Genomic DNA, 22,862 nt, shown 5'->3' with positions numbered 1-22,862 from the left:
GCGGTGCATCATTCAACCTCTCTAGTGACTGACACACTGCATTCGCGAGCAAGCCCGCTCCCACATGTTGAACCGAGTTTACCGTGGGCTCTTTTTGACCAACTTCATCACCACCACAAAGAACACTGGCACAAACACCACCGCCAGCGTCGCGGTGATCATCCCGCCAATCACGCCCGTACCAATTGCCTGCTGGCTCGCCGAACTGGCCCCGGTGGCAATCGCCAGCGGCACCACACCGAGAATGAACGCCAGCGAGGTCATGATGATCGGCCGCAAGCGCAGCCGCGCGGCCTTTAAGGTGGCGCTGATCAGGTCTTCGCCCTGGTCATACAGGTCCTTGGCGAACTCGATGATCAGAATCGCGTTCTTCGCTGACAGGCCAATGATGGTGATCAAGCCGACCTTGAAGAACACATCATTGGGCATGCCGCGCAAGGTCACGGCCAATACCGCGCCGAGCACACCCAACGGCACCACCAGCAGCACCGAGGTCGGGATCGACCAGCTTTCATACAGCGCCGCCAGGCACAGGAACACGATCAGCAGCGACAGGCCCAGCAGCATCGGCGCCTGGGCGCCGGACAAGCGCTCCTGCAACGATAAACCGGTCCATTCCTGGCCCAGCCCGGCCGGGAGTTCGTTGACCAGGCGCTGGATCTCGTTCATCGCTTCGCCCGTGCTGTGGCCTGGCGCGGCCTCGCCACTGATGGCAATGGCCGGGTAGCCGTTATAACGCGTCAACTGCGCCGGGCCTTGGGTCCACTTGGCTTCGACGAAGGCCGACAGCGGTACCATTTTGCCGGCGTTGTTGCGCACGTTGATCTTCATCAAGTCCGCTACCTGGCTGCGTTGGTCGCCTTCGGCCTGCACCACCACCCGCTGCATGCGGCCCTGGTTGGGGAAGTCGTTGATATACGCCGAGCCAATCGCCGAAGACAGCACGTTGCCCACATCCGTGAAGGACACGCCCAGTGCGTTGGCCTGCTTGCGGTCCACCTCCAACTGCACTTGGGGTGCTTCGGCCAAGGCACTTTCGCGCACGTTGGCCAGGATCGGGCTTTTTTCGGCGGCAGACAGCAGTTGGGTACGCGCCGCCATCAGTGCGGCGTGGCCGACGCCACCGCGGTCTTGCAGGCGGAATTCGAAACCACTGGAGGTGCCCAGGCCATCGACTGGCGGCGGCAGGATCGCATAGGCAATCGCATCCTTGAGCTCGCTGAAGGCCATGTTGGCGCGGTCGGCAATCGACGCCGCTGAATCATCGCTACCGCGTTCCGACCAGTCCTTGAGCGTGGTAAACGCCAGCGCCGCGTTCTGCCCCGAACCCGAGAAGCTGAACCCCATGATCATGGTGGTATCGCCCACCCCCGGTTCACCGGCGTTATGCGCCTCGATCTGCTCGGCCACCTGTACCGTGCGGTTCTTGCTCGCGCCGGGCGGCAGTTGGATATCGGTGATGGTGTAGCCCTGGTCTTCCACCGGCAGGAACGAGGAGGGCAGGCGCGTAAACATCAACCCCAGGCCCACTAGCAGCACGGCATAGATCAACAGGTAGCGGACGCTGCGCTTGAGGGCATAGGCCACCCAGCCTTCGTACCGGTCGGTGAGCTTTTCGAAGCGTTTGTTGAACCAGCCGAAGAACCCGCCTTTGGCGTGGTGATCATCCTTGGCGATGGGCTTGAGCAAGGTGGCGCACAGGGCTGGGGTCAAGGTCAGGGCCAGGAACGCCGAGAACAGAATCGAAGTCGCCATCGACAGCGAGAACTGCTGGTAGATCACCCCCACCGAGCCCGGCATGAACGCCATCGGCAGGAATACCGCCACCAGCACCAGGGTGATACCGACGATAGCGCCAGTGATCTGGCCCATGGCTTTTTTCGTCGCGTCCTTGGGTGACAGGCCTTCGGTGGCCATGATGCGCTCGACGTTCTCCACCACCACAATCGCATCGTCCACCAGGATGCCGATGGCCAGCACCATGCCGAACATGGTCAGCACGTTGATCGAGAAACCCAGCAGCAACATGGTGGCAAAGGTGCCCATCAACGCAATCGGCACCACCAGCGTAGGGATCAGCGTGTAGCGCACGTTCTGCAGGAACAGGAACATCACCGCAAACACCAGCGCCATGGCTTCGAGCAGGGTGTAGACCACTTTGGTGATCGAGACCTTCACGAACGGCGAGGTGTCGTAGGGGATCTTGTATTCCACATTGGCCGGGAAGTAGCGCGACAGCTCGTCCATCTTCGCCCGCACCAGGGTGGCGGTGTTCAAGGCGTTCGCGCCCGGCGCCAACTGCACGCTGACGGCGGTGGAGGGCTTGCCGTTCAGGCGCGTGGAGAACTGGTATTCCTGGCTGCCGATTTCTACCCGTGCCACATCGCCGATACGTACGGTAGAGCCGTCCGGGTTGGCTTTGAGCACGATATCGGCAAACTCCGCTGGAGTGGAGAGCTGGCCCTTGACCAGGATCGCCGCAGTGATTTCCTGGGTCTTGGTGCCCGGCAAATCACCGATGCTACCGGCCGACACCTGGGCATTCTGCGCGCTGATGGCAGCGTTCACGTCGGCGGGCGTGAGGTTGAAGCCGATCAGCTTCTGCGGGTCGATCCAGATGCGCATCGCCCGTTCGGCGCCATACAGCTGCGCCTTGCCCACGCCGTCCAGGCGCTTGAGCTCGTTCATTACGTTGCGCGCCAGGTAGTCACTGAGCGCTACGTCATCCAGCTTGCCGTCGCTGGAAGTGAGGGTGACCAGCAGCAGGAAACCGGCGGAGACTTTTTCCACCTGCAAGCCTTGCTGGGTCACCGCTTGGGGCAGGCGCGGCTCCACGGCCTTGAGGCGGTTTTGCACGTCTACCTGGGCCATTTCCGGGTCGGTGCCCGGTTGGAAGGTGGCGGTGATGGTGGCCGAACCCAGGCTGCTTTGGGACTCGAAATACAAGAGGTGATCGGCGCCGTTGAGCTCCTGCTCGATCAGGCTGACCACGCTTTCGTCCAGGGTTTGCGCCGAGGCACCGGGGTACACCGCGTAGATCTCGACTTTAGGCGGTGCGACGTTCGGGTACTGGGCCACCGGCAACTGCGGTATCGCTAGCGCGCCGGCCAGTAGGATGAACAGGGCCACCACCCAGGCGAAGATCGGGCGGTTGATAAAGAACTGCGGCATGGCGGGTTATTCCTCTACCTGGACTTTTTCACCGGGGCGCGCATGTTGCAGGCCTTCGACGACAATGCGGTCACCGGCCTTGAGGCCACTGCTGACCACCCAGCGGTCTTCGATCACCGCGCCCAGCTCTACGGGCTGCAGGCTCACGGTCTGTTCGGCGTCGAGCAGCAACACCATGGGGATGCCAGCGCTGTCACGGGTGATGGCGCGCTGCGGCACGCTGATGCCCTGCTTGTCGACGGCCTGTTCCAGGCGCACCCGCACGAAGCTGCCGGGCAGCAGGTCGAGGTCGGGGTTGGGGAATTCGCTGCGCAGGATGATCTGGCCGGTGCCGGGGTCAACGCTGATCTCGGCGAACAGCAGCTTGCCCGGCAGCGGGTACAGGCTGCCATCGTCCTGGATCAAGGTGGCCTTGGCCTGGTCCTGGCCCACCTGTTTCAAGCTGCCGGCACGGAAGGCGCGACGCAGGTCGTTGAGTTCACGGGTGGACTGGGTGAGGTCGGCATGGATGGGGTCCAGTTGCTGGATGATCGCCAGCGGCGTGGCTTCATTCAGGCCCACCAATGCGCCCTCGGTCACCAACGCCCGGCCGATGCGCCCGGAGATCGGCGCCGTAACGGTGGCGTAGCCCAGGCTCAGCTTGGCGCGTTCGACAGCGGCTTTGTTGGCGGCGACTTCGGCGTTGGTCTGGCGCACGGCGGCGCGGGCGTTGTCGTAGTCCTGGCCGCTGATGGCCTTGTCTTCCACCAATTGGCTGTAGCGCTGTGCTTGCAGGCGCGCCTGGAACGCATTGGCCTCGGCCTTGCTCAGGTTGGCCTGGGCACTGTCCAGGTCGGCCTTGAAAGGGGCCGGGTCGATACGGAACAGCACGTCGCCCTGTTTGACGTCGTGGCCTTCCTTGAATACCCGTTGCATCACCACGCCCGCCACCCGTGCGCGCACCTCGGCGATGCGCGGCGCGGCAATGCGCCCGCTCAACTCGCTGTTGATAGACAAAGGCTTGGCTTGCAGGGTTTCGACACGGACTTTGGCCAGGGGCGCATCCGGCGCCTGGGTGGCCGATCTGTCGCAGCCACTGAGGGCAAATGTCAGGGCCAGCAGGCAAAACGGCGCAAACAGATTCTTCGACATGCTCATATCCCAATAATGACTGACGCATCCTAGAGACACCTGCGTCGTGGTGCTGTGAAGCTGTGTTGGTGGTGTGTGAAGAAATGTAAGGTGCGGCGCATAGTGCGCCGAGGATGTATATCCTTACAAAAAACTCGCAAACACCAAAGATCCAAAAGATCCAATGTGGGAGCGGGCTTGCTGTGGCGAGGGAGCTTGCTCCCGTTCGACAGCGAAGCTGGAGCCGGCTTTTTTGGGGCGCTACGCACCCCAGCGGGAGCAAGCTCCCTCACCACAAAAGCCCGCTCCCACATGGGATTTGCGTATGACCCCTACCTGTATTTTTTTGGAAACACCTTCATGCCCAACATCCTCCTGGTGGAAGACGACGCCGCACTTTCCGAGCTGATTGCCAGCTACCTGGAGCGCAATGGCTACCACGTCAGCGTGCTCAGCCGTGGCGACCACGTGCGTGAACGGGCACGGGCCAACCCGCCCGACCTGGTGATCCTCGACCTGATGCTGCCGGGCCTCGACGGCCTGCAAGTGTGCCGCTTGTTGCGTGCCGATTCGGCTTGCCTGCCGATCCTGATGCTGACCGCCCGCGACGACAGCCACGACCAGGTGCTGGGCCTGGAAATGGGTGCCGACGACTATGTGACCAAACCCTGCGAACCCCGCGTATTGCTGGCCCGTGTGCGCACCTTGTTGCGCCGCAGCAGCTTGTCCGAACCCCAGGTGGCCAACGACCAGATTCTGATGGGCAACCTGTGCATCGATCTGTCGGAGCGCACCGTGACCTGGCGCGGCCAGGCCGTGGAGTTGTCCAGTGGTGAATACAACCTGCTGGTGGTGCTGGCGCGGCATGCGGGCGAAGTGCTCAGCCGCGACCAGATCTTGCAGCGTTTGCGCGGTATCGAGTTCAACGGCACCGACCGCTCGGTGGATGTGGCCATTTCCAAGCTGCGCCGCAAGTTCGATGACAACGCCGGTGAAGCGCGCAAGATCAAGACGGTGTGGGGCAAGGGCTACTTGTTCAGCCGTTCCGAGTGGGAATGCTGATCGATGTTTCGTGTACTGCTGCGCCTCTACCTGATCACCATCGTCACTTACAGTGCGGCGATTTTCCTGATCCCCAAGCTGGTGATCCAGCTGTTTGAACACCGCTATCTCGACTACAACGTCGAGCAATCACGGGGTATGCAAAAGCTGATCGTCAAGCAGTACCAGCGGGCGCCGGTGGAGCGCTGGTCACAGGTGACCGAGCAATTGAGCCAGGATTTTGCCCCGCTCAAAGTGCAATTGCTGCTGCGCCAGGACGCCAGCTACACGCCGCAAGAGGAACAACTGCTGGCCCAGGGCAAACCGGTGATTCGCCTGGGAGAGTGGGGCTGGGCAGAAGACATCAGCTCGCCGATCAATGACCAGTTCGTGGTCAAGTTGATCATCCCCCCAGACCCGTTGGACATGAACCTGCTGTACTGGTCGATGAACGTGCTGATCGGCGCCGCGCTGCTGGCTTGCCTGCTGATTTGGCTGCGGCCCCATTGGCGTGACCTCGAACGGCTTAAGAGTACCGCCGCGCAACTGGGCAAGGGCAACCTGAGCGAACGCACGCAGATTCCACCCAGCTCCAATATCGGCAGCCTGGCCTCGGTGTTCGACACCATGGCCAGCGATATCGAACACCTGCTCAACCAACAGCGCGACCTGCTCAACGCGGTGTCCCATGAGTTGCGCACACCCCTGACGCGCCTGGATTTCGGCCTGGCCCTGGCGCTCTCCGAAGACTTGCCGCCCGCCAGCCGCGAGCGCCTGCAAAGCCTGGTGGCGCATATCCGTGAGTTGGATGAACTGGTGCTGGAACTGTTGTCCTACAGCCGCCTGCAAAACCCGGCGCAACTGCCGGAGCGGGTGGAGGTGGTGCTCGATGAATTTATTGACAGCGTGCTGGGCAGCGTCGACGACGAACTGGAAAACCCCGAGATCGTCATCGATGTGGCGCTTGATTGCAGCGTCGAACGTTTCAGTCTCGACCCGCGCCTCACGGCCCGCGCCTTGCAAAACCTGCTGCGCAATGCCACGCGGTACTGCGACAAGCGCATTCAGGTGGGCGTCCAGGTCGGCGCGCACGGCTGCGAAATCTGGGTAGACGATGACGGCATCGGCATTCCGCTGGACCAGCGTGAACGTATTTTCGAGCCGTTCTACCGCCTCGACCGCAGCCGTGATCGCGCCACCGGCGGCTTCGGCCTGGGCCTGGCAATCAGCCGCCGCGCCCTGGCGGCCCAGGGCGGGACACTGACCGCTCTGGCGTCGCCGTTGGGCGGGGCGCGGTTCCGGGTGTGGCTGCCCAGCATCGGCTGATCAGAGCACCTTGACCGCACGGCCGATAGCCTGGATTGGCCCAGTGGGTCTGCCGGTGGGGGAGCCACTTGGGTCTTCCAGCGTGAGTTCGAACAGTTGGTTAGGCGTGAGTGGCGGCAACTGGTCCAGCGGCACCGACAGCGTCTGTCCCGGCTTGACCAGCCCCAAGGACACCGGCGCTTGCCAGCCATCGCCCTTGGTCCAGAATTGCAGGGCCTTGTCGGCCGGTACTTCCATCACCCCCAAGGGGATCAACTGGATTTTCTTGTGGTTGCTGGCCTGGATCACCCAACCCGGCGCTTGGCTTTGCGGCGCCACGAGCACTACCACAAAGGTCGGGGCTGTGGTGGGCGGGCGCGTCAACAACAGCGCAGCCAATGCCAATGACGCCACCAGCCCAGCGCTAGCCAGGCCTCGCCATAGCGCCAGCAGGTCCCACCAGGGCGTTGGGGTACTTGCAGTGTTACGTTCGATGCGCCGCCATAGCTGCGCGGAGGGCGGCACGGGTTCGGCCAGCGCTGTCAGCGGCAACAGGCGATGCTCCCAGGCGTCCACTGCGGCGCGCAACGGTGCATCGTGCGTGAGGCGTTGTTCCACCTCGGCGCGCTGCTCGGCGGGTAGGGTGCCCAGTACGTATTCGCTGGCGAGTTCGTCGAGTGGGTCGCTCATGCCATGCACTCCCGCAGCGCGGCGAGGCTGCGTTTGATCCAGGCTTTGACAGTGCCCAAAGGCGCGCCCAGTTTCAACGCGATTTCGCTGTGGGAATATCCGTCGACATAAGCATGCAGGATGCAGGTGCGACGGGCCGGGTCGAGTTGCTCCAGGCAGGTGTGGACCTTGCCGGTGCGTTTACTGAATTCAAACGAATCGGTGGTGACGTGCTCGTGTTGGTCGTCCAACGGCACTTCGCGGTACTGGTTACGCACCACGTTAAGCGCCAAGTGCCGGGTTACGCTGAACACCCAGCCACGGGCCGAGCCGCGACTGGGGTCAAAACTTGCGGCACCGCGCCAGATCTTCAAGAACGCGTCATGCACGATGTCTTCGGCCATGGCCTTGTCCCGGGTGATACGCATCGCCACGCCGAGCAGGTGGCTGCTTTCTTGCTCGTATAAACGGCGCAGCGCCCGTTGATCGCCACGGGCGCAGGCCAGTAGACAGGCTTCGTAGTCAAACACGCACATACCCCAAAGACAGCATCCTCAGGCAGCGTAGCCGACTTTGCTCAATTGGCCGCCCAGAAGATGTAGTCCGCCTGGTACTTCACCACTTCCTGCTTGCCCTTGTTGGCGGTCGTGCATTCGCTGCTCGGCGCAACGCCACCCTTGAGCGCGACCCGCTGGACATAGCTCACGCCGCTCATCGCGCCCTTGCCTTCGGCCGGGTTGGCCTTGACCAACTGATAGGGCAGGTTGCCCGGGCTCGACGGCGCCACGGCCAATTGCGTGCCGGTGATTTTCGAACCGTCCTGGGCCTGCCAAGTGGCGGGCGGGCCGAAGTAGGTGCCCACTTGCTTGCCGCTACGGTCCTTCAACACAGCCTTGGGGCCGACAAAGGTCCACTCGACCTGGCCGGCGGCGTTGGCCTTGTCACGGCATTCGTAGGTGATTTCACCGACGCCGGTGGTTTCCAGCGCCACCTTGTGGCCGTCCGGCACCTTGATGCTGTCGGGCACGGCTTGGGCGAACACAGCGGGAGCGGCGAGCAGCGTGGCCAGGCAGAGCAATGCTTTAGCGTTCATGGGTGTTTCTCCATTGGGTAGAACAGCAGGGGTGCTGCAGGTACTACCCATGGGCATTGGAAATGGATGCAGCGAAGGCAAATAAATTTTCTGAGAAACAAAAAGATCTAAAGTCAGATCATATTGATATAAGTCGTTATAAGAAAAATCGCTATCCTGCCGCCAGAAATTTATAAGGCCGCAGGTAGCAGTAATGGATGTGGGTAATGTTGGTTTCGTGGTGGCTGGCCTGATCGTTGGTTTTATCGTGGGCATGACCGGCGTGGGCGGGGGCTCGTTGATGACGCCGATCCTGTTGTGGTTCGGCATCAACCCGGCGACCGCCGTGGGCACTGACTTGTTGTACGCCGCCATCACCAAGTCGGGTGGTGTACTGGTGCACAGCAAGAACAAGAACATCGACTGGACGATCACCGGCTGGCTGACCCTGGGCAGCGTGCCCGCCGTGCTGCTGACCCTGTGGTTCCTCGCCAGCCTGCACACCGACCCCAGCGCCATGAACGCGGTGATCAAGCAAGCCCTTGGCGTGGTGCTGCTGCTGACGGCCCTGGCGATCCTGTTCAAGAAAAGCCTGTTGGCGTTTGCCCAACGCCATGCCGGTGACGACTACCACATGAGCCCGCGCAACCTCAACGCGCTGACGGTGGTCACCGGCGCGGTGCTGGGCACCATGGTCGCACTCACCTCCATCGGCGCTGGCGCCTTGGGCACCGTGGCGCTGTTTATCCTCTATCCATTCCTGGCCACCCGCCGCCTGGTGGGCACCGAAATCGCCCACGCCGTACCCCTGACCCTGGTAGCGGGCCTGGGCCACGCCAGCATGGGCAATATGGACTGGCACTTGTTGGGCTTTTTGCTGATGGGTTCGTTGCCGGGGATTTATATCGGCAGCCATATGACCGGCAAACTGCCGGATGGCGTATTGCGTCCGTGTTTGGCGATCATGCTGATGGCGATCGGTTACAAACTCGCGTTCTAAAGGTGTACACCGTTCAAATGTGGGAGCGGGCTTGCTCGCGAAGGCGCAGTGTCAGTCAATGAATCTGGCACTGATACACCGCCTTCGCGAGCAAGCCCGCTCCCACATTTTGAACCGCGACCGGCCTTACGTTTTCACCGGGCCATTGCCAATCTGCCACACAAACGGCGGTTCTGCCCCGTTGATCACCCAATCCCCAACAATCCGCGACTTGTAGATCGCCGGGTTATGGGAAGACACCGTCCGCGCATTACGCCAATGCCGATCCAGGGATTTGCCCTGGCGCACATCCGACGCCCCCAGCGCATTGAACAACTCGCTGGTCGCCCGCTGGATCAGTTCCGACACCACTACCTGCGCCGTGGCCGACTCGATCTCGGCGGCGACGTTGGCTTCGCGCTCCACCGCATCATCCCCGCCAAACCGAGCGATATAGGCCCGTTGCGCCGGTACGGTGGCCTTCAAGGCGCTGGCTTCGGCGGCATACACCAACGCGGCGACTTCGCCGACCACCTGCTGGATCTGCGCATCCTGGCTGACGTGAGGCGCATTGCCATGGCTGTAGATGCGCTTGCGGCTACGCACCTGATGGGCCACATCGCGCAGCGCGGCGCGGCCGATACCGGCGAGGCTGGCCAGTAGCACCAGCTGATAGAACGCGGTTTGGTATTTGAAGCGGGTGGCGAAGTCGATCACGTTGTCCGCTTCCACCACCGCATCGGTAAACCGCGAGGTGCCGCTGCCGGTGGTGCGCTGGCCAAAGCCGTCCCAGTCGTCGCTGTGCACCACCCCAGGCTGGCGGGCGCGGGTCGCCGCGATCACGTCGCCACCGGTGTCGCTGCGTTGGGCGTAGACGTCGATCCAGTCGGCGAAAATGCTGCCGGTGCTGTAGAACTTTTCACCGTTGAGCTTCCAGTTGTCGCCGTCCGGGCTGACCTGGGTGACCACATCACCGATGGCCACGTTGCCGATCTCGGTCCAGGCGCAGCCGACGATATCGCCTTCGACAAAGCGCTTGAACCACAGGTCGCGCCCGGCACTCGGCGGCGCATTCAAGCGGTCTTCGGCAAAAGCGAAATGTCCACGCAAGGCCTGGGGCACGTTGGAGTCGGCTTCGGCCAGTTCAATCAGCAATTCAAACAACTGGGGCAGAGACGCGCCGCCGCCGCCGTATTCCACCGGTACCCGCACCGCGCCAAAGCCCGCCTCCTTGAGCCACTGGATCGGTTCATGGGGCAGGGTGCGGGTTTGCTCGCGCTGCACCGCGCCCTCGGCGATGCGCTGGAAAATCGGTCGGAAGCGCGCGGCCAGGGTGGGGTAGTCGACGCCGGTGGACAATGGGTTGATGACGTGGTGTTCGGTCATGGGCAAGGCTCCTGGGCAGTGATCAATGCCTTGGGCTATTGCACACTCCATGCCGGGTACCGCAGCCCGTGTTTACTGGGCGATGGGTGCAGCCACTGTTGCCCTGGCAACAGCTGATTGACAAACCAGCGCAATCTGCGACATCTACACGAGCGCGCCCGGCGTGCCCAAACCTCCCTGGCGCGGGTGTTTGCCCCGGCTGGCACACTTGATGCTCAAGCCCTCAGTACATTCCTACGTGCGAGGTAACCTCCGATGAGTCAGCAGCCTGTGAAATTTGCCTATTGGGTGCCCAACGTCAGTGGTGGGCTGGTGGTCAGCAAGATCGAGCAGCGTACCGACTGGGGCATCGACTACAACCGCAAACTGGCGCAACTGGCAGAAGCCGCCGGCTTCGAATATGGCCTCACCCAGATCCGCTTCACTGCCGGCTACGGCGCCGAGAACCAGCATGAGTCCGTGGCGTTCAGCCACGCGTTGCTGGCGGCCACCACCACACTCAAAGTGATCGCCGCGATCCTCCCCGGCCCTTGGCAGCCGGCGCTGGCAGCCAAGCAACTGGCGACCATCGACCAGCTCACCAATGGCCGCATCGCGGTCAATATCGTCAGCGGCTGGTTCAAGGGCGAGTTCCAGGCCATCGGCGAGCACTGGCTGGAACACGACGAGCGCTATCGCCGCTCAGAAGAATTCATCCGCGCCCTCAAAGGTATCTGGACCCAGGACGATTTCACCTTCAAGGGCGACTTCTACCGCTTCAACAACTACACCCTCAAACCCAAGCCCATCGGCCAGCCCGAAGTATTCCAGGGCGGCAGCTCGCGGGCCGCACGGGACATGGCAGCGCGGGTCTCCGATTGGTACTTCACCAACGGCAACACCCCGGAAGGCATCAAGGCCCAGGTCGATGATATTCGCGCCAAGGCGGCGGCGAATAACCATTCGGTCAAGGTCGGCGTGAATGCCTTTGTGATCGCCCGTGATACCGAAGAAGAAGCCCGCGCTGTGCTCTCCGAAATCATCGACAAGGCCGACCCGGAAGCGGTAAACGCGTTTGGCGATGCGGCCAAGCAAGCGGGCAAGGCTTCACCCGAAGGTGAGGGCAACTGGGCCAAGTCCAGCTTTGAAGACCTTGTGCAGTACAACGATGGCTTCAAGACCAACCTGATCGGCACGCCACAGCAGATCGCCGAGCGCATTGTCGCGCTCAAGGCCGTGGGCGTGGATTTGGTGCTGGCGGGTTTCCTGCACTTTCAGGAAGAAGTGGAGTACTTCGGCAAGCGCGTGTTGCCGCTGGTACGTGAGCTGGAAGCCAAGGCTGGGATCAAGCAGGTGGCGTGATCGACGCTTTACGCGATTTGTAGTGAGCGGGCTTGCCCCGCGTTGGGTGGCGAAGCCGCCCCAACAAGGCCGCCGCGGTGTTTCAGTGATACCGAGGTGCCTGGGTTTAGGGCGGCTTCGCCCCCCAGCGCGGGGCAAGCCCGCTCACTACAAGTTGAGTGGGTGGTTCAGGGGGTGTGTTGCAAGGTCAACACTTCAAAGCCATCGGCCGTCACTGCCACGGTATGTTCCCACTGCGCCGACAGGCTGTTGTCTTTGGTCACCACCGTCCAGCCATCCTTCAAGCTGCGCACTTTGGAGCTTCCCTGATTGAGCATCGGCTCCACGGTAAACACCATGCCTTCACGCAGTTCAAGGCCGGTGCCAGGGCGGCCGAAGTGCAGGACCTGCGGTTCTTCATGCATCTGCTTGCCGATGCCATGGCCGCAGTATTCACGTACCACGCTGTAGCCATTGGCCTGCGCATGGCTTTGGATGGCATGGCCGATGTCCCCCAGGCGTGCGCCGGGCTTGACCTGGCGGATGCCGGCCCACATCGCTTCGAAGGTCTGCTCCACCAGGCGCCGCGCCTTGGGGGCGACGGTGCCGATCATGTACATCTTGCTGGAGTCGGCGATGTAGCCACCTTTTTCCAGGGTGATGTCGATGTTGATGATATCGCCGTCCTTCAAGACCTCTTTCGCGCTGGGCATGCCATGGCACACCACTTCGTTGATCGAAGTGTTGATGCAGAAAGGGTAGTCGTATTGGCCAAGGCTGGCGGGGCGGGCCTTGAGGTCGTTGCGGATGAAGGCTTCAACGGCGGCGTCCAGCTCCAGTGTGGAGCGGCCGGCAGCGACAAAGCCGTCGAGCATGGTAAACACCTGGGCCAGCAAGCGCCCGGATTCGCGCATCACGGCCAGTTGTGCGGCGGTCTTGATCATCAACCACGCCCTCGGATCAGGTCGGGCTTGTCCAACAACAGTTTGTTGATCAGCTCGTTGTAGGGCAGGTGGGGGTTCAGCTCGGCCAGCAGGCCGATCTTGATCCAGAACTCGGCCTGGGCGTTGATGGAACGGTCCATCGCGGCGCTGGCCAGGCGCAGTTGTTCGTGCAGTTGGTCGGTGATCTTGACGATGCCCATGGGGTTCACTGTGTTAAGTGGATATACGAAGCGTATATGTTTCGTATGTCGCAAGTAAACCTTTTGTTGACTCGCTGTGCTGCGCCCGGTTAATTTCGGGGCATGACATTTCAAGCCTTCCGCAGCCAGCCAAGCATTATTACCGCCATTCCTCATTTGGCGGGATAGCACACGGCTGCACCCAAACCCGCCCTAGAGGCGGGTTTTGTTTTTCCGTCTCCAGGGCCCTTTGCACACCGCCAGGAGATACCCATGAGCACCGCCGCCCCGGAACTGCTTGAGCACTATGTAAAAAAGATCCTCGCCGCGCCGGTCTATGACCTGGCGGTACGCACGCCCTTGCAAGCGGCGCCCGCATTGTCGGCGATGCTGGGCAATACGGTGTTGCTCAAGCGCGAAGACCTGCAGCCGACCTTTTCCTTCAAGATTCGTGGCGCCTACAACAAGCTGGTGCAGCTAAGCAATGCCGAAAAAGCCCGGGGGGTGGTCACGGCTTCGGCGGGCAATCATGCCCAGGGTGTGGCACTGGCGGCGCGAGAGTTGGGGATCCAGGCACGTATCGTCATGCCGTGCAGTACGCCGCAGTTGAAAGTGCTGGGCGTGCGCTCCCGGGGCGCCGATGCGGTGCTGCACGGAGAGAGCTTCCCGTTTGCGTTGGCCCATGCGCTGGAATTGGCCAAGACCTCGGGCTGCACTTTTGTGTCGCCCTTCGACGACCCGCAGGTGATCGCTGGCCAAGGCACCGTGGCCATGGAAATCCTGCGCCAGCAACAGGGCGCGCTGGACGCGATCTTCGTGCCAGTGGGCGGTGGTGGCCTGATCGCCGGGATCGCGGCGTACGTCAAATACTTGCGCCCCGAAGTGCGCATCATCGGCGTCGAGCCCGAGGGCTCCGCGTGCCTGCTGGCGGCGATGGGTGCCGGGGAGCGGGTGGTATTGCCCACGGTGGACGGGTTTGCCGATGGCACGGCCGTCGCGCAGATCGGGGCCTACGGCTTTGAAATCTGCCGGGACTGGGTAGATGAAGTCATCACCGTGAGCAATGACGAACTGTGCAGCGCCATCAAGCTGATCTACGACGATACCCGCTCCATCACCGAACCTTCCGGCGCGTTAGCGGTGGCGGGTATTCGCAAATACGTGGAACGGGAGGGTGCCTGCGGCCAGACGTTGGTGGCGATTAATTCCGGGGCCAATATCAACTTCGATAGTTTGCGACATGTTGCTGAGAGAGTCGCGGCAAGTGCAGGGTTAAACGTTTAATCTCGGTTATTCGGCGAAGATTAAGTGACTGAATGTTTAAAACATCTTTGGATATATAACAACCGCCGGGACTTATGAGGAAAGGTTACAACGCCAGCAGATTTTGCCGGGTAGGCTGTTGGATACAAGCGTCTTCCAGGGTTGGCAAGACGTGGTAGGCAAGTGTTCGCAAGACCTATAACAATCGATTGGCAGTCTCATGAAAGGAGAGGTTAGCCATGCTTTCGGAACTGGAACTTCGCAGCATTATTGAAACAAGTTTCCTGCCCAAACGGTGCGAATGCACCAAAGCCGAAGATGCTTCGCTGACGATCAAGGTCTATGACGACCGTGACCGTGACCGGGTGGATTTGGAAGTCAAAGGTATAAACGCTGACAAGCTCGACAGCAGCCGAGCCATTTGCAACCTGATCACCGGGTTGCGTGAAGACCTCAAGCACACCCATGCACCCGCCCTGCAAAGAGCGGGGGGCCGCGCCTATTACTAGGTAGACGCTGGGGCTTGAACTGCCGAAGACCTGTGGGCCTGGATAAACGCCAGGCCCAGTACGGTTTCTGTTGCCACGGCCAGCAAGATGCCGGGGCCGGCATTGCCGTTGATCCACTCACTGAACCCCAATACCGCCAAGGCAAGGCAACCGGCAATAAACCCGGTGGTCATGGCGCGTCGTGTGTCAGAGGGGGGCGCATGGCGGGCGCGGTAGAACATGATGCCGACGGCCAGGAACAGCGCGGCGTTACGCCGGCATACCAGCCCGGTAGCGCTGGAGTATTCCACACTCCACAGCCATAGCAGCAGGTCGGGGCGCAACCCCCAGATCAACGCGAGGGCGAAACAGAGCAGGGCGGTGAAGAGGGCGAGCGTATGAAAGCGCAGTTGCATGGCGAGTCCTTTCGGCCGAATAAGAAGTGCCCAAGGATACGCTGTGAAGACACATTACGCCGCCCTTTGTCAGACCTGGGTTCAATTCTGGAACAGGCAGGCATCGGACAGTTTTTTATAGCTCACGTGTTGCTCCGCTCCGGCCTTGTCCAAGAACTTGATATCGGCCTTGATCACCTTGCACTCGTCGGTCTGGGGTTCGTTCATGGAGATGACTTTCTCCACATCCATAGGCATGCCATAGCGGTAAGGCACCGGTTTTGAGTCGGCGTGTGCCAGGCCCGATAGGCTGACTAATGCCAGGGTGCTTGCCAGGAGCAGGGTTTGCAGTTTCATGGTGGTTCTCCAACAGGGGTTCGCTGGCCCATCGCTGTGATGGGCGGACGAACTCACTGTTAGCTTTGGAGATTAACCATTGATTAATTTTCGGGTTGCTGACAAAAGCTTCATATTTGGCGGCATTTACCTACTCGATAGCCGAAATTCTCCTACAGGCTTGGTGCCGTTCAGCGCAGCTGATCACGGTACGGCAGGTCGGGACCGGTCTTGGTGCACGTCATGGCCGCCGCACGAATCGCAAGGCCCAGCATGGCGTCGATCTGCGCGTGGGAAAGTTGTTGCAGGCCTTCCACCGAGTCCAGCGCGTGTTCCGTCAACCAGGCAATCAAGGCCGCCTGGAAGGTGTCGCCAGCCCCTACGGTATCGGCCATCACCACCTTGACCGCCGGCGCCGACCAACTGCCGTGCTGGCGGCTGAATACCGTTGCGCCATCGCCGCCACGGGTCAGGAACACCAACTGGCAACGGTGTTGCAGCCAACCCTGTAGCACGCTCTCTGGCGATTGGTCGGGATACAGCAGGTGCAGGTCTTCGTCGCTGACCTTGATCAGGTCGGCGTGCTGCACCAGCTGAGCCACGCGGTCGCGCCACAGTTGGATATCCGGTTGGGGGTTCAGGCGCACGTTGGGATCGAGGCTGATCAGGCGTTTGCCGCTTTCACGCTGGACCAGGTTCAGCAAGGTGTCGCCAACCGGCTGCACCACCAGGGAGAACGAACCGATATGCAGGCCGCGTATCTCATCGCCGAGCGCTGGCAGATGAGTCACGTCCAGCAGTCGATCGGCACAGCCTTCTCCGCGAAAGTTGTACTGCGGCGAGCCGTCGGCGCCCACGGCGACCATCGACAGGGTGGTGGGCGCGGCAAACTCCACCAGGAACTCTTCGCTCACGCCTTCGTCCCTGAGCACCTGCAGCAAACGCCGCCCCAGGAAGTCTGTGGACAGGCCACCGAACAACCCGGCCTCGATGCCCAAACGGCGCAGGCCCACCGCCACATTGAACGGTGAACCGCCGGCAATTGCCTTGTAATTGACCTTGGAAGCCTGCCCGCTGGCATCCTCCTCGCTGAAAAAATCGAACAGCGCTTCACCACACACCAGATACATAGTCGTTCGCTCTTAAAGGGTTGCCACAAGCTGCTGATAGCGCTCGTAAGCCTGTTGATAGGCGCTGACGCTGGCCGCCACTGGCAGGGTGCGGCTGGCCGGGTCGACGCTTACGCATTTGTCGCACAGGCTGGCCAACGACTCGCCGGACTGGCACCACGCCGCCTGGATCGCTGCGCCCAAGGCAGCAGCCTCGCTTTGTTCGGTACAGATCACTTCGGTGTTCATGATATCGGCGACCATTTGCCGCCACACCGGGCTTTTTGAACCGCCGCCGATCAAGCGGATGCGCAGGCTTTGCAAGCCGGTCTGGCGCAACAGGTCCAGGCCGTAGCGCAGGCCAAAGGTGGTGCCCTCGACCACGGCGCGGCACAGGTTGGCACGGGTCAGGTTGGTCATGGTCAGGCCGTGCACGCTGCCGGTGGCGTGGGGCAGGGCGGGCACGCGTTCGCCGTTGAGGAACGGCAGCATGCTCACGCCCTCGGCGCCAATCGGTGCTTGATCGACCAAGGCGTTGAACGTGGCAAGGTCCAACTCGAACAGTTCGCGGATCACTCCGGTAGCGTTGGTCAGGTTCATGGTGCAGATCAACGGCAACCAGCCGCCGCTGGACGCGCAAAACGTGGCCACCGAGGCCTGGGGGCTTACGTTGGCTTGATCGGCAAACGCATAGACGGTTCCCGATGAACCCAGACTCATGGTGATCACCCCCGGGGCAATATTGCCGGTGCCGATGGCGCCCATCATGTTGTCGCCGCCGCCACTGGAGACGATGGCGTTGGGGTTGATGCCCAGGCGCTCGGCGATGGCGGGCAGGATTGTGCCCACGCTTTGATCGGCTTCGATCAGTTGGGGCAAGGCGCGCTCCAGGCGGCCGCTGGGGTCGATGTGCTTCAACAGCGCCACATCCCATTCACGGCTGCGCACGTTGAAATAGCCGGTGCCCGATGCATCGCCGTATTCGGCGACGGCGCGACCGGTGAGCCAGTAATTCAGGTAGTCGTGGGGCAGCAGGATATGGGCAATGCGCGCAAAAATGTCCGGGTGCTGTTCGCGGGTCCATAACAGCTTGGACACCGTGTAACCCGGTGCAATCGCCACCCCAAGTCGCTCCAGCGAGCCGCTTTCGCCGCCCAGGTGCTGCAATAGGCGGTCGTTCTCGGGCGCGGTTTCGGTGTCGCACCACAGCTTGGCCGGGCGCAATACCTGGCCGCTGTGATCGAGCAACACCAGGCCGTGTTGCTGGCCTGAAACGCCGATGCCGAGAATGGCCTGGCCGTCCACACCGGCCTGTTGCAGGGCGCGGTGGGTGGCTTCGGTGAACGCGTCGAGCCATTGCTGGGTGTCTTGCTCGCGCCGGCCGTTGGCGCCGCTGATCAGGGTGTGGGCGGCGGCGCCCAGGCCCAGCACCTTGCCGCTGGTGGCGTCGAGGACGATGGCCTTGGTGCCTTGGGTGCCGCAGTCGATGCCGAGGAACAGGTTTTGCTGGGTCATGGTGGCGTGCTCAGCAGTACTATTTTTATGGATTGGTAACCCGATCAAAATGTGGGAGCGGGCTTGCTCGCGAAGGCGGTGGGTCAGTGAAGTAAGTATCAACTGAAACACCGCATTCGCGAGCAAGCCCGCTCCCACATTTCTAATTCGGTTTCTTCAGGAGTTGCTTAAGTGTTGCAGTCACGCCATTGTCGCGCAAACTGGCATAACCCTTCTCAAACGCTGCCACAAACTCAGGCGAATTGGGAATAGCCGTGCCAAAAATCTCCTCCACGCCCAGCAACCGCTTGCTGATCAAGGCATCATCACTCACCAGCTCCTGGCAAAATTCTGCCCGCGGGTCCGGGATCATGTAGCTCACGCCGTTCTCGTCCACACCCTTCAAATACAACGCCCACGCCGCTACCACCAGGGCTGCCCGCTCAGTCTCGCGCCCATCGGCGATCAAGCGGTTGAGAGTCGGCACGGTGAACTTGGGAAACTTCGACGACCCATCGGAACACACCCGTTCCAACTGGTCGGCAATCGCCTGGTTGGAGAAGCGGTCCACCAGCGTCTGCTTGTACTGCGTGAGGTCGATGCCCGGCACCGGCGCCAGGTTCGGCGTGACGTCCAGGTCCATATAGGCCCGCATATACGCGACAAATACCGGGTCGTTCATGGTCTCGTGCACAAACCGATAACCCTTGAGGAACCCCAGGTAAGTCAGGGCCAGGTGGCTGCCGTTAAGCAGGCCGATCTTCATCTCTTCATAGGGGGTGACGTCATCGGTGAACTGCACACCGACCTGCTCCCAGGCCGGGCGGCCGTTGACGAACTTGTCTTCCAGCACCCACTGCACAAAGGGTTCGCACACCACCGGCCAGGCATCGTCGATGCCGTGCTCATCGTGCAGTTGCAGGCGGTGGGCGGTGCTGGTCATCGGCGTGATACGGTCGACCATGGCGTTGGGGAAGCTCACATTGGCCTTGATCCAGTCATGCAGCTCGGCGTTGTGCAGGGCGGCGAACGCCAGCAGGGCCTTGCGCGTGACGGCGCCGTTGTGCGGCAGGTTATCGCAGGACATCACCGTGAACGCCGGAACGCCAGCGGCGCGGCGCTGGGTGAGCGCGGCGCAGATAAAACCGAACACGGTCTTGGGTGCCTTGGGGTGCGCCAGGTCGTGTTGGATCTGCGGCAGGTGGGCCATAAACTCACCGTTGCTGTCATCGATGCAGTAGCCGCCTTCGGTGATGGTCAGCGAGACAATGCGGATCTGGGGGCTGGCGAGCTTGTCGATCAAGGCCTGGGCGCCGTCTTCGGCCAGCAGCATGTCGCTGAAGGCGCCGATCACGCGCACTTCGGTGTCGTCGGTGTCGCCCAGTTCATACAGGGTGAACAGGTAGTCCTGGCCGGCCAGGTCATCGCGGGCCTTGCGGTCCTCGTTACGCAGGCCGACGCCGCAGATGCTCCAGTCCAAGCCCACGCCGGTGTTCATCAGTGCATCGGTGTAATACGCCTGGTGCGCACGGTGGAAACCACCGACGCCGATATGGGCGATGCCCTGCGAGGTAGAGGTATACGTCGGCAGTTGTACTTCGGGCGCCAACTGAGTGAGGTTCTGTTTATTCAGTTTCATCACAACTCTCGCAAAATCAGGCGGCAGCGCGCAGTGGACGGGCCACGGCAACGCCGTCGGTATCGAACAGATGGCAGTGCGCCGGGTCCAGGTGCAATTGCAGCGTCTCGCCATATTGGCTGGCCATGTCGCCACGAATCCGCATGGTCAAAGGCTCGCCGTTGGCGGTAATGACGTGACAGAATGTGTCGCTGCCCAGGCGCTCGCCGACGTCGGCGGTGACGGTCAGGGTGGTCTGGCCGGGGCTGGCGATTTCCAGGTGTTCCGGGCGAATGCCCAGGGTCACCGCGCTGCCCACGCTTAACGTTGCACCGCTCAACGGCAGGCTGATCAAGGTGCCGGCATCCAGTTGCACTTCACAGCTTTGGCTGTCAACGCGTGTGACCTTGCCCTTGAGGAAGCCCATCTTCGGCGTCCCGAGGAAACCCGCCACAAACAGGTTGGCCGGCTGGTGGTACAGCTCCAGGGGCGAGCCGACCTGTTCGATGCGCCCGCTGTTCAACACCACCACTTTGTCGGCCAGGGTCATGGCTTCAACTTGGTCGTGGGTCACGTAGATCATGGTGGCTTGCAGCTCTTTGTGCAGGCGCGCCAGCTCAAGGCGCATCTGCACGCGCAGGGCGGCGTCGAGGTTGGACAGCGGTTCGTCGAACAGGAAGATTTTCGGGTTGCGCACAATCGCCCGGCCAATGGCCACGCGCTGACGCTGGCCGCCGGAAAGCTGCTTGGGCTTGCGTTCCAGCAACGGGCCCAATTCGAGGATGCGCGCGGCTTCGTCGACTTTGCTCTGCACCAGCTTCTTGTCCACGCCCGCCAAATCCAGGGCAAACGACATGTTCTTGCGCACACTCATGTGCGGGTACAGGGCGTAGGTCTGGAACACCATCGCCAGGTCGCGCTTGGCCGGGGTCACTTCGGTGATGTCGCGGCCATCCAGTTCAATGGTGCCTTCGCTCACTTCTTCAAGGCCGGCGATCAGGCGCAGCAGGGTGGATTTACCGCAGCCCGACGGGCCGACGAACACCACGAATTCCTTGTCGTTCACTTCAAGGTCGATGCCCTTGATGATCGAGAAACCTTCGAAGCCTTTTTGCAGATTCTTGATTTTCAGGTTGGCCATGATGGGCCTCCGCTTGGAATTATTATTTAACGGCGCCGAAGGACAAACCGCGCACCAGCTGTTTCTGGCTGATCCAGCCAAAAATCAGGATCGGCGCGCAGGCCAGTGTCGACACGGCGGACAACTTGGCCCAGAACAACCCTTCGGGGCTGGAGTAGGAGGCGATCAACGCAGTCAGTGGCGCGGCGCTCGATGAGGTCAGGTTCAACGACCAGAACGCTTCGTTCCAGCACAGGATCAGCGACAGCAGCACGGTAGAAGCCAAACCACCTTTGGCAATCGGCAGCAGCACGCGGACCATTTCCTGCCACAGGGTGGCGCCATCCAGGCGGGCGGCTTCGAGGATGTCCTTGGGGATGTCCTTGAAGTAGGTGTAAACCATCCATACCACGATCGGCAGGTTGATCAGGGTGTAGATAATGATCAGCGCGATACGCGTATCCAGCAGGCCAAAGCTCTTGGCCAGCAGGTAGATCGGCATCAGCACGCCCACCGGTGGCAGCATCTTGGTGGACAGCATCCACAGCAGCGTGCCCTTGGTGCGCTGGGTTTCGTAGAACGCCATGGAGTAGGCGGCCGGCACCGAGATCAGCAGGCACAGGGCGGTGGCGCTGAAGGAAATCACCACCGAGTTCCAGGCGTAGGCAAAGTAATTGCTGCGTTCGTTGATGTGCAGGTAGTTCTCCAGCGTCGGCGTGAAGATGAACTGCGGCGGCGTGGCGAACGCGTCGATTTCGGTCTTGAAGCTGGTCAGCACCATCCAGAAGATCGGGAAGAAGATCAAGATCGCGATGGCCCAAGCCAAGGTGCCGAGCAACAGGCTTTGCAGGCGGCGGGTTTGTTGAAGCGTCATGGCGCGGCCCTCAAGGCTTGTCAGTCAGGTTTTTGCCGATCATCCGCACCAGGATGATCGCCGCGATATTGGCGATGACCACGGCAATCAAGCCGCCAGCCGAGGCCATACCCACGTCAAACTGCACCAGCGCCTGGTTGTAGATCAGGTACGCCAAGTTGGTCGACGCGTAGCCGGGGCCACCGTTGGTGGTGGTGAAGATTTCGGCGAACACCGACAGCAAAAAGATCGTCTCGATCATCACCACCACGGCAATCGGGCGGGCCAAATGGGGCAGGGTGAGGTGCCAGAAAATCGCGATGGCGCCGGCACCGTCCAGGCGCGCGGCTTCCTTTTGTTCCTGGTCGAGGGACTGCATGGCAGTCATCAACAGCAAAATGGCGAAGGGCAGCCATTGCCACGAGACAATGATGATGATCGACAGCAACGGGTAGTGCGCCAGCCAGTCCACGGGCTCGGCGCCGAAAAACTTCCATACGGCGGCGAGGATCCCCGACACTGGGTGGAAAATCAGGTTCTTCCAGATCAGCGCACCCACCGTGGGCATGATGAAGAACGGCGAGATCAACAACACCCGCACCAGGCCGCGACCGAAGAACTCACTGGCTTCGAGCAAGGCGCTGATCAACACGCCGAATACCACACTGATCAGCAGCACGCTGCCCACCAGCAACAGCGTGTTGGTGGCGCCGGGCAAGAAGCCCGAGTCGGTGATGAAGTAGGTGAAGTTCTCCAGCCCCACGAATTGGTTTTCGCCGGGGTAGAGCAGGTTGTAGCGGATCAAGGAGAAGTACAGCGTCATGCCCAGCGGCACGATCATCCACAGCAGCAGCAAGGCCACCGAGGGGCTGACAAGGAACCAGCCGGGGTTGGCCAGGCGGTTTTTGGGTGGTGTATTCATGGTATTCAAGGCCAGTACAGAGCAAGAATCGGAGTGCGGTCAGTGTGGGAGGGGGCTTGCCCCCGATAGCGGTGGGTCAGCTACACAT

General features: G+C 61.5%; 22 protein-coding genes. 6 read left to right on the top strand and 16 right to left on the bottom strand.

Annotated features, from left to right (window positions below):
- Nucleotides 1-78: 78 nt before the first annotated feature.
- Together ACLD1Y_RS21870 and ACLD1Y_RS21865 are read right to left on the bottom strand one after the other, a co-directional pair.
- Nucleotides 79-3,171 (bottom strand): multidrug efflux RND transporter permease subunit, encoded by a 3,093-nt coding sequence (locus tag ACLD1Y_RS21870; RefSeq protein ID WP_429479891.1) that lies wholly within the window; start codon nucleotides 3,169-3,171, stop codon nucleotides 79-81.
- 6 nt (nucleotides 3,172-3,177) lie between these two features.
- A complete protein-coding gene (locus ACLD1Y_RS21865) occupies nucleotides 3,178-4,302 on the bottom strand; it encodes an efflux RND transporter periplasmic adaptor subunit (RefSeq protein WP_429479890.1) in 1,125 nt (374 codons plus the stop codon).
- A 339-nt stretch (nucleotides 4,303-4,641) separates the two neighbouring features.
- Here ACLD1Y_RS21865 and ACLD1Y_RS21860 point away from each other — a divergent pair, with 339 nt between their 5' ends.
- Together ACLD1Y_RS21860 and ACLD1Y_RS21855 are read left to right on the top strand one after the other, a co-directional pair.
- The gene (locus tag ACLD1Y_RS21860) at nucleotides 4,642-5,343 is read left to right on the top strand and encodes a response regulator (protein WP_429479889.1); all 702 of its coding nucleotides are present in this window, start codon (nucleotides 4,642-4,644) and stop codon (nucleotides 5,341-5,343) included.
- Nucleotides 5,344-5,346: 3 nt separating this feature from the next.
- The gene (locus ACLD1Y_RS21855) at nucleotides 5,347-6,648 is read left to right on the top strand and encodes an ATP-binding protein (protein ID WP_429479888.1); all 1,302 of its coding nucleotides are present in this window, start codon (nucleotides 5,347-5,349) and stop codon (nucleotides 6,646-6,648) included.
- On the opposite strand, the gene ACLD1Y_RS21850 is transcribed toward ACLD1Y_RS21855, so the two are convergent.
- Genes ACLD1Y_RS21850 through ACLD1Y_RS21840 form a run of 3 tightly spaced genes read right to left on the bottom strand, consistent with a single transcriptional unit; the run spans nucleotide 6,649 to nucleotide 8,389 of the window.
- On the bottom strand, nucleotides 6,649-7,317 hold the full coding sequence (locus tag ACLD1Y_RS21850) for an anti-sigma factor (RefSeq protein WP_429479887.1): 669 nt from the start codon (nucleotides 7,315-7,317) through the stop codon (nucleotides 6,649-6,651).
- Nucleotides 7,314-7,832, bottom strand: a complete 519-nt coding sequence (locus tag ACLD1Y_RS21845) for a sigma-70 family RNA polymerase sigma factor (RefSeq protein WP_429479886.1) — start codon at nucleotides 7,830-7,832, stop codon at nucleotides 7,314-7,316. Before ACLD1Y_RS21845 ends, ACLD1Y_RS21850 begins: the two co-directional genes overlap by 4 nt.
- A gap of 41 nt (nucleotides 7,833-7,873) precedes the next feature.
- Entirely contained in the window at nucleotides 7,874-8,389 is a 516-nt protein-coding gene (locus tag ACLD1Y_RS21840) for a DUF3455 domain-containing protein (protein WP_429479885.1), read from the bottom strand.
- A 193-nt stretch (nucleotides 8,390-8,582) separates the two neighbouring features.
- On the opposite strand from ACLD1Y_RS21840, the gene ACLD1Y_RS21835 reads away from it, so the two are divergent.
- Nucleotides 8,583-9,368: a sulfite exporter TauE/SafE family protein gene (locus ACLD1Y_RS21835; RefSeq protein WP_429479884.1), complete on the top strand. Its 786-nt coding sequence runs from the start codon at nucleotides 8,583-8,585 to the stop codon at nucleotides 9,366-9,368.
- A 126-nt stretch (nucleotides 9,369-9,494) separates the two neighbouring features.
- Here the strand turns inward: ACLD1Y_RS21835 and ACLD1Y_RS21830 are convergent, their stop codons facing one another.
- Complete coding sequence (locus tag ACLD1Y_RS21830) at nucleotides 9,495-10,733, bottom strand: acyl-CoA dehydrogenase family protein (RefSeq protein ID WP_429479883.1); 1,239 nt, start codon at nucleotides 10,731-10,733, stop codon at nucleotides 9,495-9,497.
- Between the two features lie 255 nt (nucleotides 10,734-10,988).
- Here ACLD1Y_RS21830 and sfnG point away from each other — a divergent pair, with 255 nt between their 5' ends.
- Nucleotides 10,989-12,074, top strand: a complete 1,086-nt coding sequence (gene sfnG / locus ACLD1Y_RS21825) for a dimethylsulfone monooxygenase SfnG (protein WP_429479882.1) — start codon at nucleotides 10,989-10,991, stop codon at nucleotides 12,072-12,074.
- 167 nt (nucleotides 12,075-12,241) lie between these two features.
- Here the strand turns inward: sfnG and map are convergent, their stop codons facing one another.
- Nucleotides 12,242-12,997: a type I methionyl aminopeptidase gene (gene map / locus ACLD1Y_RS21820; protein ID WP_429479881.1), complete on the bottom strand. Its 756-nt coding sequence runs from the start codon at nucleotides 12,995-12,997 to the stop codon at nucleotides 12,242-12,244.
- Complete coding sequence (locus ACLD1Y_RS21815) at nucleotides 12,997-13,197, bottom strand: ParD-like family protein (protein ID WP_017135045.1); 201 nt, start codon at nucleotides 13,195-13,197, stop codon at nucleotides 12,997-12,999. Before ACLD1Y_RS21815 ends, map begins: the two co-directional genes overlap by 1 nt.
- A 252-nt stretch (nucleotides 13,198-13,449) precedes the next feature.
- Between ACLD1Y_RS21815 and ilvA the strand changes: the two genes are divergently transcribed.
- Together ilvA and ACLD1Y_RS21805 are read left to right on the top strand one after the other, a co-directional pair.
- The gene (gene ilvA, locus ACLD1Y_RS21810; RefSeq protein ID WP_429479880.1) at nucleotides 13,450-14,460 is read left to right on the top strand and encodes a threonine ammonia-lyase, biosynthetic; all 1,011 of its coding nucleotides are present in this window, start codon (nucleotides 13,450-13,452) and stop codon (nucleotides 14,458-14,460) included.
- A 218-nt stretch (nucleotides 14,461-14,678) separates the two neighbouring features.
- Nucleotides 14,679-14,948: a DUF1652 domain-containing protein gene (locus ACLD1Y_RS21805; RefSeq protein WP_429479879.1), complete on the top strand. Its 270-nt coding sequence runs from the start codon at nucleotides 14,679-14,681 to the stop codon at nucleotides 14,946-14,948.
- Here the strand turns inward: ACLD1Y_RS21805 and ACLD1Y_RS21800 are convergent.
- The 8 genes from ACLD1Y_RS21800 to ACLD1Y_RS21765 form a co-directional block, all read right to left on the bottom strand.
- Nucleotides 14,945-15,343, bottom strand: a complete 399-nt coding sequence (locus ACLD1Y_RS21800; RefSeq protein WP_429479878.1) for a hypothetical protein — start codon at nucleotides 15,341-15,343, stop codon at nucleotides 14,945-14,947. The two genes, ACLD1Y_RS21805 and ACLD1Y_RS21800, sit on opposite strands and share 4 nt — an antisense overlap.
- 81 nt (nucleotides 15,344-15,424) lie before the next feature.
- A complete protein-coding gene (locus ACLD1Y_RS21795) occupies nucleotides 15,425-15,679 on the bottom strand; it encodes a DUF2790 domain-containing protein (RefSeq protein WP_429479877.1) in 255 nt (84 codons plus the stop codon).
- A gap of 170 nt (nucleotides 15,680-15,849) precedes the next feature.
- Nucleotides 15,850-16,788 carry a carbohydrate kinase family protein gene (locus tag ACLD1Y_RS21790; RefSeq protein ID WP_429479876.1) on the bottom strand — a complete coding sequence of 313 codons (939 nt, stop codon included), beginning with the start codon at nucleotides 16,786-16,788 and terminating at the stop codon, nucleotides 15,850-15,852.
- Nucleotides 16,789-16,800: 12 nt separating this feature from the next.
- Complete coding sequence (gene xylB / locus ACLD1Y_RS21785; protein WP_429479875.1) at nucleotides 16,801-18,282, bottom strand: xylulokinase; 1,482 nt, start codon at nucleotides 18,280-18,282, stop codon at nucleotides 16,801-16,803.
- 142 nt (nucleotides 18,283-18,424) lie between these two features.
- On the bottom strand, nucleotides 18,425-19,900 hold the full coding sequence (locus ACLD1Y_RS21780; protein WP_429479874.1) for a mannitol dehydrogenase family protein: 1,476 nt from the start codon (nucleotides 19,898-19,900) through the stop codon (nucleotides 18,425-18,427).
- Nucleotides 19,901-19,916: 16 nt separating this feature from the next.
- On the bottom strand, nucleotides 19,917-21,020 hold the full coding sequence (locus ACLD1Y_RS21775; protein ID WP_429479873.1) for an ABC transporter ATP-binding protein: 1,104 nt from the start codon (nucleotides 21,018-21,020) through the stop codon (nucleotides 19,917-19,919).
- A gap of 22 nt (nucleotides 21,021-21,042) precedes the next feature.
- Entirely contained in the window at nucleotides 21,043-21,873 is an 831-nt protein-coding gene (locus ACLD1Y_RS21770; RefSeq protein WP_429479872.1) for a carbohydrate ABC transporter permease, read from the bottom strand.
- Nucleotides 21,874-21,883: 10 nt separating this feature from the next.
- Nucleotides 21,884-22,774 (bottom strand): carbohydrate ABC transporter permease, encoded by an 891-nt coding sequence (locus ACLD1Y_RS21765; protein ID WP_429479871.1) that lies wholly within the window; start codon nucleotides 22,772-22,774, stop codon nucleotides 21,884-21,886.
- Between the last annotated feature and the right edge of the window lie 88 nt (nucleotides 22,775-22,862).

Origin of the sequence: Pseudomonas sp. 18175, assembly GCF_050432925.1 — a bacterium.
GTDB lineage: Bacteria > Pseudomonadota > Gammaproteobacteria > Pseudomonadales > Pseudomonadaceae > Aquipseudomonas.
The sequence above is the reverse complement of the archived record's forward strand: the minus strand, read 5'-3'. Positions and strand labels throughout refer to the sequence as shown.